Here is a 16404-nt window from a genome sequence, read left to right on the forward strand (position 1 = left end):
CTTGTTCCTTTAACACGGTGCAAATTTATAAAAATATTTTACATTTTCTAACAAAATACTTAAAATTTTCCTTTCAGTGTTCAATAAATTTTATAAATTTGCACCTCGTTAAAACGACGCACACACAACTAACTACAAAACAACAAATTATAATGTCGCACCTAGAACCAGAAGCTAAAATTTTTGCGTGTTCAAAAAGTGTTTATCTTGCCGAAAAAATTGCAAAACAATACGGGATACCGTTAGGTAAGGTTACAATGTCAACTTATAGCGATGGTGAATTTCAGCCATCATATGAAGAGTCTATCAGAGGGTTACGTGTATTTATTGTTTGTTCGACATTTCCAACTGCAGATAATTTGATGGAATTGTTACTTATGATTGATGCAGCAAAACGTGCATCAGCCAGACATATTACAGCTGTAATACCATATTTTGGTTGGGCTAGACAAGATAGAAAAGACAAACCAAGAGTACCGATTGGAGCTAAATTAGTAGCCAATCTATTAGATGCTGCAGGAGCAACAAGAATTATGACGATGGATTTGCATGCAGATCAAATTCAAGGATTCTTCGAAAAACCAGTAGATCATCTTTTTGCTTCAACAATCTTTTTACCATACGTAGAAAGTTTAGGTTTGGAAAATTTAACAATCGCTTCTCCAGATATGGGAGGTTCAAAAAGAGCTTATGCTTATTCTAAATTTTTAGAATCAGATGTAGTGATTTGTTACAAACAAAGAAAAGTTGCCAATATTATCGACACCATGGAATTAATTGGTGAAGTAAAAGGCAGAAACGTAATATTGGTAGACGACATGATCGATACCGGTGGTACATTAGCAAAAGCAGCCGATTTAATGATCGAAAAAGGAGCATTGAGCGTTAGAGCTATTTGTACACATGCTATTCTTTCTGGGGATGCCTATGAGAAAATAGAGAATTCTAAATTAAGCGAGTTAATCGTAACAGATTCAATCCCGCTAAAAAAGGAATCAAAGAAAATAAGAGTGTTGAGTTGTGCACCTCTTTTTGCCGAAGTTATGCACATGGTGCACCACAACAATTCCATTAGTGGAAAATTTATAATGTAAAAATGCAATATGCTTTAGGCTTTAAGCCGTAAGCTGTTTCACGATTACAAAAAAAAAGCTTAAAGCCTGGCGCCTAAAGCTTATAACAATTTGAATATTTATTAATAACTATATTTTTTTTACAATGAAATCGATTACAATTAAAGGATCAGAAAGAGAAAGCGTGGGTAAAGTGTCAACTAAAGCCTTACGTAATGCTGGATTGGTTCCTTGCGTATTATACGGAGGAAATCAGGCAGTTCATTTCTCAGCAGAAGTTATGGCATTTAAAAACTTGGTTTACACTCCAAACGCACACACAGTTGTGATTGAGCTTGGAAAAGGAAAATCATTCAATGCAATTTTACAAGACATTCAAGTTCACCCAGTATCTGACAAAATCTTACACATTGACTTCTTTCAATTATTTGATGACAAAGAAATCACTATGGAAGTTCCAGTAAAAGTTGTTGGTACATCTAAAGGTGTTCTTGGTGGAGGTGTTTTACGTTTAAACACTCGTAAACTTAAAGTAAAAGCATTACCTAAAAACCTTCCGGATTTTGTTGAAGCAGACATTACTCCACTTGAAATGGGTAACAAATTATACGTTACTAAAGTTGGTGCACCAGAATACAAAATTATGCACCCAGACAACACAGTTGTTTGTCAAGTAAGAATTTCTCGTGCTGCTATGAAAGCTGCTCAAGAAGCTGCAAAAGCTGCAAAAGCTCCAGCAAAAGGAAAGAAAAAATAATTTTTTTTCAAACTATTACAAAAAAAACATCAGTTGCAAAACTGGTGTTTTTTTTTGCTTTTTATTTTTCAGGAGCAGAAATTTCTCGATTTCAAACAACCTAGACCTCCTGCTATTCGCTATATCTTTTATTTTAAAAGAAAATAAAAGGATGCCGCTACTATCAGGGCTAACAATTACGCTTGATTTTTCAAATGTTAAAAAAACGCGAAGATCCTGAGGTTCTGACTAAAAACACCAAAATCTACATTCCCTTTTTCCTCTTGCGACCTCTGCGTTAATTTTAACACACTTTGTGGTTAAAATCATTCGTTTAAATCTGCACCCCTTCCCTTTAGCACTCTTTGTGCTACAAACCCACAAAAAAGGAAGCTATCTAATTATCATATTTTCTAATTATCCAATTGCCCCATTATCTAATTAAGCTTACTTTTGTAAAATGATAAAATGGATAACAAACCTGTTTTCATCAACAAAAACAGAAGAGAAATCAGATTATATGAAGAAATTTTTAATCGTAGGATTAGGCAACATTGGCGCAGAATACGTAAATACAAGACATAATATAGGCTTTAAAATAGTCGACTTTTTAGCACGAAAAGAAAGCATCTCTTTCGAAACAGTAAAACTAGGTTCACTTGCCGAATATAAATTTAAAGGAAGAACATTTTTGCTTTTAAAACCAAATACTTACATGAACCTAAGCGGGAAAGCTGTAAAGTATTGGATGGATAAAGAAAATATTCCGTTAGAAAATATTATGGTAATTACCGATGACCTTAACCTTTCATTCGGAACAATTCGCATTAAACCAAAAGGAAGTGATGGTGGTCATAACGGACTCAAGAATATTAACCTGGTTTTAAACACGCAACAATATACCCGTTTTAGATTTGGGATAAGCGACGAGTTTAAAAAAGGTCAACAAGTAGATTATGTATTAGGTGAATGGGATGAAACCGAAAAAGCAAAACTACCTGAACGTCTTGAAATAGCATCTGAAATAATCAAATCCTTCGGAACTGCTGGACTCGAAAATACAATGACAACTTATAACGGGAAGTAAGAAACCCCGAAAACATAAGTGCCAAAAAATCAGATTATCAATTAATTTAATTTGATTATAGTCAAATAGTATTTTCTATTCCAAACTTAAATGTATAAATTTGGATTAAATTTAATTATAAATCGTAAAACAATAATATTATGGCTTTCGAATTACCACAATTACCTTATGCGTATGACGCATTAGAACCACATATTGATGCTCGTACAATGGAAATCCACCATACAAAACATCACAATGCTTACACAACAAATCTTAATGCAGCAATTGCAGGAACAGATTTAGAAGGAAAAACAATCGAGAACATCCTAATCAATTTAGATAAAAAAAACGCTGCAGTTCGTAACAACGGTGGTGGATACTACAATCACAATTTATTCTGGACAGTAATGTCACCAAACGGAGGCGGATTACCTACAGGAGATTTATTAGCAGCTATCGAAGCTTCTTTTGGAACTTTTGAAGAGTTTAAAGCTAAGTTTGCTAAAGCTGGTGCAACACAATTCGGTTCTGGATGGGCTTGGTTATGTGTGCTTAAAGGAGGAAAGTTAGACGTTTGTGGAACACCAAACCAAGACAATCCATTAATGCCAGAAGTAGGTTGCGAAGGAACTCCAATTTTAGGAATGGATGTTTGGGAGCATGCTTACTATTTAAATTACCAAAACAGAAGACCTGATTATATCGAAGCTTTTTTCAGTGTAATTAACTGGACTGAAGTTGCTAGAAGATTTGCTTTAGATAAATAGTCGAAAATAGAGCAAAGAGTAAAGAAAAAAGACGGATGACTTAAATGTTGTCCGTCTTTTTTTATGTTTAATTTTTTAAATTCTCTTTGTCTGCAATCTTTTTTCTATGTTCTTTATTCTTTTCTCTACTTAATATAAAATAAAAAAGGTGGAATCTCTTCCACCTTTTTTGCCCCAAATCTACCATAAACTTAACCTACTAATGTTATGGTTCTTCAAATGTATGTCGACATTGTAGCTATACCAAATATTCCTGTTGAACTACAAATAAAATCGATGATTAGACTTATTTCATCATTAGAAGACTTTTTTAAGTCCTTCTCCTTGACTTGATTCCAATAAAAAAGGTGGAATTGCTTCCACCCTTTTTGCCCCAAATCTACCATAAACTTAACCTACTAATGTTATGGTCTTTCAAAAGTATGTTAGCAGTGCATTTTTACCAAACAATCAAGATAAACGGCAAAAAAAACCGATGAAATGCACTTTTTAACCTTTTGTTATGCTTTTTAATACGCTCTGGCGTCTTTTCCTTCGTAAAAATTCATGAAAGCGCGGTTTACCACTCTATTTCCTCCCGGAGTAGGATAATCTCCTGTAAAATACCAGTCTCCTAGATTTTTAGGACAAGCAATATGCAAATCCTCTACGGTTTGGAAAATAATTTTTACTTCGGCTTTTATTTCTGGTGAACTTAGCATTTCAGCAATTTTATCTGAAACCTCTTGTGGTTCAAATGGATCGTAAATTGCTGTAACATAATTTACAACATCACTATCCAAATAATTTTCTTGTGCTTTACATTTAGTATATACTTCATCTACAATATGATATAGATTACGCTCTTTTAATAATTCTAATGCTGCTCTAAAAGCTACCAATCCTTCTAGTTTTGCCATGTCGATTCCATAACAATCAGGGAAACGAATTTGTGGAGCCGATGATACTATAACAATTCGTTTAGGATTTAAACGATCCATCATTTTTATGATACTCATTTTAAGCGTAGTTCCACGAACAATACTATCATCGATAATCACTAAATTATCCGTTGGTTTTATTACACCATATGTTACATCATATACGTGAGCCACAAGATCATCACGGCTACTATCTTCTGTAATAAAGGTTCTTAATTTAGCATCTTTAATAGCCACTTTTTCTGTACGTATTTTTACAGCAAGTAATTCTTGCAACGTTTCGGCAGTAAGCGTATTTCTATTAGCTATTATATAATTGTTTTTTCTCTGATTTAAGAAATCCTGCGCTGCTTCAACCAAACCATAAAAAGAGGTTTCAGCTGTATTCGGGATATAAGAGAAAACAGTATTATCTGTATCACTATCAATTGCATTTAAAACTGCAGGCAAAATTAATCTACCTAAGTTTTTACGTTCTTGATATATTTCAGCATCGCTACCTCTTGAAAAGTAGATTCTTTCAAACGAACATGCTTTTTTAACTGTTGGTGTTAAAATTTCTTCCATAGAAACTTTACCACTTTTCTTAATGATTAATGCATTTCCTGGTTCAATTTCCTGAACGCTTTCAAAAGGAACATTAAAAACTGTTTGAATAACTGGTCTTTCTGAAGCTACAACTACTACTTCATCATCTTGGTAAAAATAAGCAGGACGAATTCCAGCTGGATCTCTAAAAACAAAAGCATCACCATGACCTAATAAACCAGCCATTGCATATCCTCCATCTAAATTTTTAGCTGAACGCATTAATATTTTTCCAATATCCAATCGGTCTGCAATTACTGGAGAAGCTTCTCTTTTAGAATATCCTTCTTGTTTACAATCCTGATATAAAGACATTACTTCTTTATCAAGAAAGTGACCAATTTTCTCCATCACTGTAACTGTATCCGCCATTTCTTTAGGATGTTGTCCAAGCTCTACTAAATTTTCGAAAAGTTCTTTAACATTTGTCATGTTAAAGTTACCCGCCAAAATAAGATTACGATGCATCCAGTTACTCTGACGTAAAAATGGATGTACACTTTCGATACTATTTTTACCAAAAGTTCCGTAACGAACGTGTCCTAAAAATAACTCTCCTATATATGGAATATTTTCTTTTTGTTTTGCAACATCATTTGCGTATTCAGGATGCAAAGTCATCTCTTCATTAATACGCTCATTTATTTGTTTAAAAACATCTTGTATTGGTTGTGCGTGATTAGAACGAACTCTACTTATGTATCGTTGTCCTGGTTCAACATCTAATTTGATGCTTGAAAAACCAGCACCATCTTGTCCACGGTTATGCTGTTTCTCCATCATAAGGTACATTTTTTGTACCCCATAAAAAGCTGTTCCGTATTTTTCTTTGTAATATTCAAGCGGTTTAAGAAGTCTAACCAAAGCTATACCACATTCGTGTTTTAAAGCGTCGCTCATTGTATTTGTGTTTGTGTGTTGTTGTTGTAGTTTGTACTATTCTTTGTAATAACAAAATCAAAAAAGCCCCGTGAACGAGGCTTTAATTCTTTATAGTTCTATGTCAAACTGAGTTAGCGACTTAAATTGTTTTAATCTCGCAACTACTTCGTTTTTATCTAAGGCAACCATTCTTTCTGTCCCAAATTTCTCTACACAAAATGAAGCTAAATTTGATCCATAAATTACTGCATTTTTCATGTTCTTAAATGAAACATTTTCACTCTGTGCAATAAACCCTGCAAAACCTCCTGCAAAAGTATCTCCAGCTCCAGTTGGATCGAAAACATCTTCTAAAGGTAATGCTGGTGCAAAAAACACTTCTTTATCATGAAATAATAATGCTCCGTGTTCTCCTTTCTTGATTACCACATATTTTGGTCCAAGAGTATGAATCTTTGCCGCCGCTTTAACTAATGAATATTCACCAGAAAGTTGTCTTGCTTCTTCATCATTAATTGTAATTACATCAACACGTTTTATAACGTCTAGTAATTCTGGTAAAGCGCAATCCATCCAAAAGTTCATCGTATCCAAAACTACTAATTTTGGTTTTGATTCCATTTGATCTAAAACACTGCTTTGTACAAGAGGATGTAAATTACCTAACATTACAACATCAGCATCTTTGAAGCTTTGCGGAACTTTAGGCTGAAAATCTGCCAATACATTAAGCTCTGTTGCTAATGTATCTCTTGAGTTCAAATCGTTATGGTAAAGTCCGCTCCAAAAGAAAGTTTTCCCACCTTTTACGATTTCAAGTCCAGAAATATCAATATTTCTTGAAGTTAATAAATCTAAATGTTCTTGAGGAAAATCATCTCCAACTACAGAAACAATAGCCGATTGTAGGTTGAAAAACGATGCCGACAAACCAATATATGTCGCTGCACCACCTAATATTTTATCTGTTTTCCCAAAAGGGGTTTCAATAGCATCGAAAGCAACTGTTCCGACAATCAGTAATTTATTCATTTTATGAATTTCGAATTAAGGTGCAAAGATACTTTATAAGTTTCAGAGTTGCAACGATTGATTGTATCAAAATTTTCATAAAAAACGAAACCCAATAAATCAACCAAATACACTAAAAACCAAACACTTACACCTTACAAATACTGGATTATTTCTTACATTTATAAGAATAAATAAATCAGAAAAACTTAAAAAACGCGATTTAGAATCTATATCTTTTATCGTAATAATTCTTCAATACTGGTATCTGAATCAAGGCCATTAAAGCTACAATTAAAACTGCATAAGATGTGTTTTTTGAAAACTGAAACAAAGGAGTCATATTATCAATTTTAGAATAAAGCAAATCACTTACAACCAAATCATTTTGTTTCGTTTCGTTCCCACCAAAAATCACATACCCGACAAAAGCAATTAAGCATACCAGAATCACAAACCAAACAGATTTTGAAATTAGTGGTTTATACACAATGGCTTTACTTTTCTCTGCAATTAAAATTTGAGACATGATCTTTGAAGTAAAATCAGCTGAAGGCTTTTGCAAAGCACTTTCTGCCATAACTTTGTCTACTAAATTTTCGTAATATTCATCGCTCTCTTTCATAATAATCTAATATTTCAGGTTCTAATTGCTCTTTTAAAATAACTGCTAATTTTTTTCTACTCCGGAATAACTTCACTTTGACATTACTGACACTAATATCCATGATTTTAGCTATTTCATTTAAATTCTGATCGTCAAAATAGAAAAGTGTCAATAGAAAACTTTCTTCACTTGGTAACAAATTTAAACAATTCTGGATATCTTGCTTCCGTTCTTGATTTTCCAAAATACTTAAAGCATTATCAGTAGTTTTAATCAAATATCCTTTAAGTTCATCAATAACAACGTGGTTTTCGTCTTTCTTATTCTTTTTCAAATAATCTAAACATGTGTTATAAGCTATTTTATAAATCCAGGTCGAAAACTTAGAATCCCCCTTAAACTTATTCAAGGAATTAAAAATCTTAATAAAGGTATCCTGAGAAACTTCCTCGGCTATTTCTCTATTTTTTACCATCTTTATAGCCATAGTAAAGATCATGTCTTTATAACGATCAACTAATACTGCAAACATATTAGTTTCTCCTAAAAGAACCTGATTGATATAATACTGATCATTTACTTTATCCATATTCCATATGACGACAACAAACTCATTAAGGTTACAACTAAGTTAAAATATTTTTTTTGACAAAATCTGTAACCTCAGTTAAACTTATCTCGTCATATGGAATATCAATCAATTAAATTATAAAAATTATGGGACCACAAATTTTAGTGCCAATTAGCCTTTTCTTAATGATATTCGGAATTGTCTATCTTATTTATTCAACCAGAAACAGAGAACGATTAGCTCTCATAGAAAAAGGTGTCGATGCCAGTATTTTCATGAAAGGAAAAAACAATAGTACACCAATATGGAAAGTCCTTATTTTAAATTTTGCCTTTTTATTAATAGGAAGCGGAATTGGAATTTTCATTGCCTTGCTAATTACAACGTACACTTCTTTGCAAGATGGTGCAGTTTATCCATCTACAATTTTTACCATGGCAGGAATTGGATTACTTGTAGGTTTCAATAAATCTAAAGATTTAGACAGAGAATAAAACAATACAATTACTTAAAAAAAACGTGTCAGGAAAATGTTTCCCTGACACGTTTTTTTTATGCTTCTTTTGATCCTATATTTTCATAATAAGCATCTATAGAAAGTTGCTTTTGCATGGAAGCCATAACTGCCAATTCATCGCAACGCTCATTTTGAGGATGATTATTATGCCCTTTTATCCATTTAAAATCAACTTGGTGTTTTCTATAAATAACCAAAAAACGTTTCCATAAGTCAGGATTTTTTCTTCCAACAAATTTTTTCTTTTCCCAACCAAAAACCCATTTTTTTAAAACAGAATCAACCACATATTTTGAATCTGAAATAACAAGAACTTTCATATTTGGTTTTTTAAGCTTTTCTAAACCTACTATTACTGCCAAAAGTTCCATCCTGTTATTTGTAGTAAGACGGAATCCTTCATAATATTCCTTTTTATGTGGTGTTCCAACCAATTCCATAACTACTCCATATCCCCCATTACCAGGATTCCCCTTAGCCGCGCCATCTGTATATATATGTACTTCGTGTTGATTCATTTTTTTTAGACTTCTTAGATATTAGATTTTTAGACTTGCTTCGCTTTTAGACTTCTTAGATTTTTAGAGTCGCTTCGCTCTTAGACTTGTTCGTTTTATCTCAAGCGAAACATAAACAATTTCATTCTTTTATTCCTTTTAAAACCCAGAATAAAATCGACAACTCAACAATCTAAGAAGTCTAAGCAAGTCTAAAAATCTAAGCAAATCTAAATATTTAACAATCTATAAATAACTTCTGGAAAGTGTTTTTGCTCTAATTCATGGATTTTAGCAGCCACATCTTCTGCTGTATCTGTATCAGTCAAAGCTACTTTTTCCTGAAAGATAATCGCTCCTTCATCATAATTCTCATTTACATAATGAATGCTTATTCCTGTCTCTTTTTCCTTATTTTCGACTATTGCTCTGTGAATGTGCATTCCATACATTCCTTTCCCTCCATAATTAGGTAATAATGCAGGATGAATGTTAATTATTTTATTAGGATATGCCTCGATAATGTTTTTTGGGAATTGAAGTAAGAATCCAGCCAAAACAATCAAATCTGGATCAATTAATTTTACTTTTTGTAGTACATTACCGTCAATTAATTCGGTTTTGGTGAAAATTTGGGCCTCAACTTGGTAGTTTTTGGCTCTTTCAATTACTTTCGCATTAGCGTTATTGGTAAACACAGAAACCACATTTGCAATTTGTGTTTCAGCGAAATATTTTATTATGTTTTCGGCGTTACTCCCTGAACCTGAAGCAAAAACAATAATTTTTTTCATACTCGAATTGATTTATTTTTTGCAAAAAACGGAATAAAAAACCAAAATAAATAACATTCGAACCCCTTTGTTGAAATTAATTTTATAAATTAGTGTTACATTTATTAACTAAATCGTGGTTTTAAAATAAAGTTTTTTATTTTTGCCAACAAATTAAATTCTAAAATTAAAGATTATGTCAGACATTGCATCAAGAGTAAAAGCGATTATCGTAGACAAATTAGGTGTTGACGAAAACGAAGTTGTAACAGAAGCAAGCTTCACTAATGATTTAGGAGCTGACTCATTAGACACTGTTGAGCTTATTATGGAATTCGAAAAAGAATTTGATATCCAAATTCCAGACGATCAAGCAGAAAACATTGCTACTGTAGGTCAAGCTATTTCTTATATCGAAGAAGCTAAAAAATAATAAATTCCCACCCGACTCTTAAAAATTACAAAAATCAAAAATCAAATTCCAAGATTGGAATTTGAAATTTCAAAAAATTGGAATTTTTAGAAATCGGGTGTTATTATTTTTTATAAAAATTTAAATTTTGGGTTGATTTTCAATCAAAAAAATATATTTATATTGTAATACCCATGGCTCTTTTGTAATATAATACAATCAAGAAAGCGTGGGTTTTATTTGTTTAAAGCTAATAAAACACATTATTTATGGTATTAAGGCGAGTTGTTGTAACAGGATTAGGCGCACTTACCCCTATTGGGAATAACATCCAGGATTATTGGAACGCGCTTATTAATGGAGTAAGCGGTGCTGCCCCAATAACGTATTACGATACAGAGAAACATAAAACGAAATTTGCTTGTGAAGTAAAAAACTTCAACATCGAAGATTTTATGGATCGTAAAGAATCTCGTAGACTAGATAAATTTGCTCAATATGCTGTTGCCGCAAGTGACGAAGCTATAAAAGATGCTGGTCTTACTGATGACAACGTCGACAAAGAAAGAGTTGGAGTTATCTGGGGAGCTGGAATTGGTGGTTTAGAAACTTTTCAAGAAGAAGTTATTTACTACGCTAAAGGAGACGGAACACCAAAATTCAATCCGTTTTTTATTCCTAAAATGATTGCTGATATTGCCCCTGCACACATTTCTATGAGAAATGGTTATATGGGACCAAATTATACAACTGTTTCTGCTTGTGCTTCTTCTGCCAATGCACTTATTGATGCTTTTAACTACATTCGTTTAGGAATGTGTGATATCATCATCTCTGGTGGATCTGAAGCTGCTATTACAATTGCAGGAATGGGAGGTTTTAACTCTATGCATGCTTTATCAACCAGAAATGATAGTCCTGAGACTGCTTCAAGACCTTTTGATGCTACTCGTGATGGTTTTGTTTTAGGTGAAGGAGCTGGTGCATTAGTACTTGAAGATTACGAACACGCTAAAGCACGTGGAGCAAAAATATATTGCGAAATTGGCGGTGGCGGAATGTCATCTGATGCGTACCACTTAACAGCACCTCATCCGGAAGGACTTGGTGTTATTGCTGTAATGAAAAACACATTACGTGATGCTGGTATGAAACCTGAAGATGTTGATCATATTAATACGCACGGTACATCTACTCCACTTGGAGATGTTGCTGAATTAAAAGCGATTAGTGCTGTTTTTGGTGATCATGCCAAAAACATCAATATCAACTCTACAAAATCTATGACTGGACACTTACTTGGTGCTGCTGGTGCTATCGAAGCTATTGCTTCTATACTTGCTATGCAACACGGTATTGTTCCTCCAACAATCAATCATACGGTTGCTGATGAAAAAATAGATCCTTCATTAAATTTAACACTAAACAAACCTCAAAAAAGAGAAGTAAATGTTGCTATGAGTAACACTTTTGGTTTTGGAGGTCACAATGCTTGTGTTTTATTTAAAAAATTAGTTGACTAATTTTCTTATGAGTATTTTCAAAAAAATATTTTCAAAATCCCGTTCTCAAGAAGACGGGATTTTTTTTGATTCTATTCAAAAAATCCTTGGATTTCCACCTATTTCGCTTCAATTTTATAAGAAAGCCTTTACTCATCGCTCTTCTAATCGACTGGACGAAAACGGAAATCCTATTAACTACGAACGTTTAGAATTTCTTGGAGATGCAATGCTAAGTGCTGTAATTGCAGCACATCTCTTTAATAAAGCTCCTGCTGGAGACGAAGGCTACCTTACCAAGATGCGTTCTAAAATCGTAAGTAGAGAACATTTGAACGAACTTGGAAAAGATCTTAATCTGGCTCGTTTTATAGAAAGCAAAGTGCCTTTACAACACTTTGGAGAAAACATTCATGGTAACATTTTCGAATCGCTTATTGGAGCCATTTATCTTGACAGAGGGTATTCTTTTTGTGAAAAATTTATCCAAAGCAGCGTAATCGGTCCGTACGTAGATATTACCCGACTTGAGGGAAAAGTTATAAGCTATAAAAGCTTAGTTATTGAATGGTGTCAGAAAGAAAAAAAGATATTCCATTATGATATTTTTGAGGATAATGGCATTGGTGGAGAACGTTTATTTGGCGTTAAATTAAGTATTGACGATAAAGTAGTCGCAAGAGCGCGAGCAACTTCCAAAAAGAAAGCAGAAGAAAAAGCATCACAACGTGCGTATTTTGCATTTCAAGAAAAAATGGACAAGAAATAAAACTAGTTTTCTTAAAACTACATCGTTTTCGTTTATAAATTAACAAAAACATACCAATCTTAACTATTGAACCAGCAATAGAAATAGTATATTTACAACTTATTTTTTCAGGAAATGGCTATTCATAAATTAGAATTAGGCGAATTTGATGAAATTGATTATAATTTGATTGCCATACATACTTCTATGGAAGATTATCGACTGGCTTATTTTATCAATCAAAACTTCCCGGTTCTTTTGAGTAAAAGTAAAAATGAAATCCAAATTAATGTGAAAGAAGGTGAGACTCATTTTTCACGATTTGATTATTACGATGAAGAAAAAGAACTTTATTGGGATTTAATTCAAAATAAGAATGAAGTCATTCAGAATACACCAAATGACAGTCAGGATTTATTTTCAGATACTTCGATGGAGGTCGCCACAAAAGTATATCTACTACCTGAGTTTAAAAAAGTTGATTATTTTTTAAAAATTGAAAAGAGTGAGGAAGCTTTCGATATATTAAAAATACAACAAATATTAAATACCATTGATACCATCTCAACGGTTTATATAGTTGATACAAATAAAATAAAATCAAAAAACAATTTAATTTTTTAATAGAAATGCTTACAAACAAAAAAACCAAAATTGTAGCCACACTTGGGCCTGCATGTGGAACTAGAGAGATCATCAAGGACATGATCGAAGCAGGTGTTAATGTGTTTAGAGTTAATTTTTCGCATGCAGATTACGAAGGAGTAAAAGAGAAAATCAACATTATTAGAGGACTTAACGAAGAGTTTGGTTATACCACGGCAATACTCGGAGATTTACAAGGACCTAAACTTCGTGTAGGAGTAATGGAAGAAGGAGTTGTAGTAAACGATGGTGATGTAATCACTTTTACTACTGCTGAAGATATTATAGGTACTGCAAAAAAAGTTTTCATGAAGTACCAAAACTTTCCAAATGATGTAAATCCTGGAGAGCGTATTTTATTAGATGATGGAAAACTTATCTTTGAGATCCTTACAACTGATAAAAAAACAGAAGTTACCGCTGTAGTTATTCAAGGTGGTGAATTAAAATCTAAAAAAGGTGTAAACCTTCCTAATACTAAAATATCTTTACCTGCATTGACAGAAAAAGATATTGCTGATGCAATTTTTGCTATTGAGCAAAAAGTAGACTGGTTAGCTCTTTCTTTTGTAAAAACACCACGTGACTTACAAGACTTACAAGAGTTAATTGATAAACATTCTGATTATAAAATTCCGATTGTAGCTAAAATCGAAATGCCAGAGGCATTAGAGAATATGGATAAAATCGTTGCTTATTGCGACGCTTTAATGGTTGCTCGTGGAGATTTAGGAGTTGAACTTCCTGCTCACGAAGTACCATTGGTTCAAAAAGAATTAATCCGCAGAGCAAAAACTGCTCGTATTCCTGTAATTGTGGCAACACAAATGATGGAAACTATGATTACTAGTTTAACTCCAACTCGTGCGGAAGTAAACGACGTTGCAAACTCTGTTATGGATGGTGCTGATGCTGTAATGCTATCTGGAGAAACTGCTGCAGGAAACTATCCTGTTCAGGTTATCCAAAAAATGACACAAATTATCGAAGCTGTTGAAGACTCTCCGCTAATTCATGTTCCACAAAACACACCACAAATAAAAACAAAACGTTTTATTACTAAAACAATTTGTCAGCAAGCTGCACTTATGGCTAACGTTATTAAAGCTAAAGCAATTTGCACATTAACAAATAGTGGTTATACTGCTTTCCAAATTTCGGCTTGGAGACCATCTGCTCACATTTTAGTATTTACTTCTAACAAAAGAATCTTAACTCAATTAAGTCTTTTATGGGGAGTTAAATCATTCTACTATGACAAAGATGTAAGTACTGATGATACTGTAACTGATGTAAATCAAATCGTAAAAGATAAAGGATATGTTGTAAAAGGAGATTACTTAATCAACCTAGCAGCAATGCCTATTAAAGATAAAGGAATGGTAAACACCATGAGAGTTACTGAAGTAGAGTAATCTTATTTCTTTTCAAAATATTAAATCCGTCTTGTAGTTTCTACTTGACGGATTTTTATTTTATATCCCCTAGATATTATTTCCCAAAGTTTTCCAAAGAAAAAAACACAAAGAATCACTAAGTTTTCTTTTTTATTATCCCACTTCACAACTAGCATTATGCAAGATTGGGAAATTACAAGAATTAGCTATAAAGCATAACTGATTTGCTTTTTTGTGCAGTTCTAATGCTAATTGAATTTTATCAGGATTAGCGATAGTAACTTTTGGATTTAATCGAACTTCAGTAAAGCGTCCGCTTCCATCAAATTCTACTTCAAGAGTTGCTTCAGCATTATCAGAATAACTCAAAACTTCAATTCCGTTTTGACCGCATACATAAAGATATGACATCATGTGGCACGAAACCAGACTACTTAACAACATGTCTTCAGGATTATATAACTCTGCATCTCCTTTAAAAGCTTTTGCCGCAGAAACACTCAAAACAGGCTTTCCTTCAATTATTATCTCATGATTTTTAGAAACGAAACCTTTCTCATTTTTATTTGATGACCATTTGGCTTCTGCTTTAAATAAATGTTTAAATCCCATACTTTTTTATTAGTTAAAAAATGCAACTTCTGAGTTTCCGATTATAATGAGTTACGCATTATAAGTGACGATTTATTTTCGATGTTTTGCTTCTTTCCAGACAAAACCATCTTTGCCATAATTTTTCCCATTTCTTCAAAATTTGTCGAAATAGTTGTTATCCCATTTTCTACCACTTTTTTTAATGGTGTTTCATTGTAAGAGATAATTCCGAAATCGTGACCAAGTTTTAGATCCTGACGCTTTGCTTTTTCGATAACCCGAACCAAATCTCTGTCATTAGGGATAATATACACTTCTCCTACTTTAATTTCTCTTTCTCTAAACTCAGTAATCACTTCATTCTCAAATAAAAAATCATTACAAAAATTTAGAAACCCAATTTTCATTCCTAAAGGTTCTCTAAATCCTGGAAAAATCATAATTAATTTGTTGTACTTATCCAGCTTAGGTTTTCCCTTAACTAATGCATCATAAATATCTTTTGGGAAATTCTGACAAACTGAAGGATATGCTTTTAAAGCTTCACTCGTCTGATCCAAAATATAAACCTCATTTACTGGTAGGGTATTTATACAGGAAGCTGCATCTGCCAAATCGGTTGGCATAATTATATATTTAGTGTATGCTCCGTTATTATCATTTATTAGTTTCTTAAAAACCTTTGTATTGAAATAATAAAAAAAGATATCAACTTGTACTTCTTCTCCAATATTTCTTAAAAAGGAAATATAGATATCTTCTTTAAAATTATTAAGCTCATCAAAAAGTAAAAAAACGCGCTCTTTGATTGTGATTTCGACACTTTTAATATAATACCCCTTTCCTGGTATGGCATAAATAATCCCTCTTTTTTTTAATTCATCATAAGCCTGCAAAACAGTATCTCTTGATAAAGAAAAAGCCAAACACACTTTATTTACTGATGGCAATCTATCGCCTTTCTTTAAGTTTTTCTTATTAATACTACTCTCGATTGAAGCTATAATCTGTTTGTATTTAGGAATACCTAGATTATTCTGGATAGAAATTATATTCATAAAAGATAATATTTTCATGCAATATACAAAAAACTGG

General features: G+C 32.7%; 18 protein-coding genes. 10 read left to right on the forward strand and 8 right to left on the reverse strand.

Annotated elements, in window-relative coordinates; all coding sequences use genetic code 11:
• Positions 1–152: 152 nt before the first annotated feature.
• The 4 genes from ACJ6WR_RS09745 (at position 153) to ACJ6WR_RS09760 (ending at position 3645) form a co-directional block, all read left to right on the forward strand.
• Positions 153–1094, forward strand: a complete 942-nt coding sequence (locus ACJ6WR_RS09745; RefSeq protein ID WP_039116638.1) for a ribose-phosphate pyrophosphokinase — start codon at positions 153–155, stop codon at positions 1092–1094.
• 124 nt (positions 1095–1218) lie between these two features.
• Complete coding sequence (locus tag ACJ6WR_RS09750) at positions 1219–1830, forward strand: 50S ribosomal protein L25/general stress protein Ctc (RefSeq protein ID WP_039113422.1); 612 nt, start codon at positions 1219–1221, stop codon at positions 1828–1830.
• Positions 1831–2269: 439 nt separating this feature from the next.
• A complete protein-coding gene (pth, locus tag ACJ6WR_RS09755; protein WP_039117465.1) occupies positions 2270–2896 on the forward strand; it encodes an aminoacyl-tRNA hydrolase in 627 nt (208 codons plus the stop codon).
• A gap of 140 nt (positions 2897–3036) precedes the next feature.
• Positions 3037–3645: a superoxide dismutase gene (locus tag ACJ6WR_RS09760; protein WP_039113419.1), complete on the forward strand. Its 609-nt coding sequence runs from the start codon at positions 3037–3039 to the stop codon at positions 3643–3645.
• A 509-nt stretch (positions 3646–4154) separates the two neighbouring features.
• Here the strand turns inward: ACJ6WR_RS09760 and ACJ6WR_RS09765 are convergent.
• From ACJ6WR_RS09765 to ACJ6WR_RS09780, 4 genes are all read right to left on the reverse strand, one after another.
• A complete protein-coding gene (locus tag ACJ6WR_RS09765) occupies positions 4155–6053 on the reverse strand; it encodes an amidophosphoribosyltransferase (RefSeq protein ID WP_409417702.1) in 1899 nt (632 codons plus the stop codon).
• A gap of 90 nt (positions 6054–6143) precedes the next feature.
• Positions 6144–7067, reverse strand: a complete 924-nt coding sequence (locus ACJ6WR_RS09770) for a PfkB family carbohydrate kinase (protein ID WP_039113413.1) — start codon at positions 7065–7067, stop codon at positions 6144–6146.
• Between the two features lie 202 nt (positions 7068–7269).
• Positions 7270–7671: a hypothetical protein gene (locus ACJ6WR_RS09775; protein ID WP_039113412.1), complete on the reverse strand. Its 402-nt coding sequence runs from the start codon at positions 7669–7671 to the stop codon at positions 7270–7272.
• Positions 7655–8242, reverse strand: a complete 588-nt coding sequence (locus ACJ6WR_RS09780) for an RNA polymerase sigma factor (protein ID WP_086896222.1) — start codon at positions 8240–8242, stop codon at positions 7655–7657. Before ACJ6WR_RS09780 ends, ACJ6WR_RS09775 begins: the two co-directional genes overlap by 17 nt.
• A 128-nt stretch (positions 8243–8370) precedes the next feature.
• Between ACJ6WR_RS09780 and ACJ6WR_RS09785 the strand changes: the two genes are divergently transcribed.
• Positions 8371–8718 carry a DUF6249 domain-containing protein gene (locus ACJ6WR_RS09785; RefSeq protein WP_409417703.1) on the forward strand — a complete coding sequence of 116 codons (348 nt, stop codon included), beginning with the start codon at positions 8371–8373 and terminating at the stop codon, positions 8716–8718.
• Positions 8719–8776: 58 nt separating this feature from the next.
• On the opposite strand, the gene rnhA is transcribed toward ACJ6WR_RS09785, so the two are convergent.
• Entirely contained in the window at positions 8777–9259 is a 483-nt protein-coding gene (gene rnhA, locus ACJ6WR_RS09790) for a ribonuclease HI (protein ID WP_035620021.1), read from the reverse strand.
• A 209-nt stretch (positions 9260–9468) separates the two neighbouring features.
• Positions 9469–10032, reverse strand: a complete 564-nt coding sequence (purN, locus tag ACJ6WR_RS09795; protein WP_409417704.1) for a phosphoribosylglycinamide formyltransferase — start codon at positions 10030–10032, stop codon at positions 9469–9471.
• Between the two features lie 175 nt (positions 10033–10207).
• Between purN and ACJ6WR_RS09800 the strand changes: the two genes are divergently transcribed.
• From ACJ6WR_RS09800 to pyk, 5 genes are all read left to right on the forward strand, one after another.
• The gene (locus tag ACJ6WR_RS09800) at positions 10208–10444 is read left to right on the forward strand and encodes an acyl carrier protein (RefSeq protein ID WP_007137004.1); all 237 of its coding nucleotides are present in this window, start codon (positions 10208–10210) and stop codon (positions 10442–10444) included.
• Positions 10445–10692: 248 nt separating this feature from the next.
• Positions 10693–11946 (forward strand): beta-ketoacyl-ACP synthase II, encoded by a 1254-nt coding sequence (gene fabF / locus ACJ6WR_RS09805; RefSeq protein WP_039113407.1) that lies wholly within the window; start codon positions 10693–10695, stop codon positions 11944–11946.
• Between the two features lie 7 nt (positions 11947–11953).
• On the forward strand, positions 11954–12694 hold the full coding sequence (locus ACJ6WR_RS09810; RefSeq protein ID WP_039113406.1) for a ribonuclease III family protein: 741 nt from the start codon (positions 11954–11956) through the stop codon (positions 12692–12694).
• A gap of 114 nt (positions 12695–12808) precedes the next feature.
• The gene (locus tag ACJ6WR_RS09815) at positions 12809–13297 is read left to right on the forward strand and encodes an IPExxxVDY family protein (RefSeq protein ID WP_035620033.1); all 489 of its coding nucleotides are present in this window, start codon (positions 12809–12811) and stop codon (positions 13295–13297) included.
• A 5-nt stretch (positions 13298–13302) separates the two neighbouring features.
• Positions 13303–14733, forward strand: a complete 1431-nt coding sequence (pyk, locus tag ACJ6WR_RS09820; RefSeq protein ID WP_039113404.1) for a pyruvate kinase — start codon at positions 13303–13305, stop codon at positions 14731–14733.
• 135 nt (positions 14734–14868) lie between these two features.
• On the opposite strand, the gene ACJ6WR_RS09825 is transcribed toward pyk, so the two are convergent.
• Together ACJ6WR_RS09825 and ACJ6WR_RS09830 are read right to left on the reverse strand one after the other, a co-directional pair.
• Positions 14869–15327, reverse strand: a complete 459-nt coding sequence (locus tag ACJ6WR_RS09825; protein ID WP_039113401.1) for an OsmC family protein — start codon at positions 15325–15327, stop codon at positions 14869–14871.
• A gap of 41 nt (positions 15328–15368) precedes the next feature.
• Positions 15369–16367: a GntR family transcriptional regulator gene (locus ACJ6WR_RS09830; protein WP_039113400.1), complete on the reverse strand. Its 999-nt coding sequence runs from the start codon at positions 16365–16367 to the stop codon at positions 15369–15371.
• Positions 16368–16404: the final 37 nt, after the last annotated feature.

The sequence above is a fragment of the Flavobacterium sp. PS2 genome (genome assembly GCF_046250155.1).
GTDB lineage: Bacteria > Bacteroidota > Bacteroidia > Flavobacteriales > Flavobacteriaceae > Flavobacterium.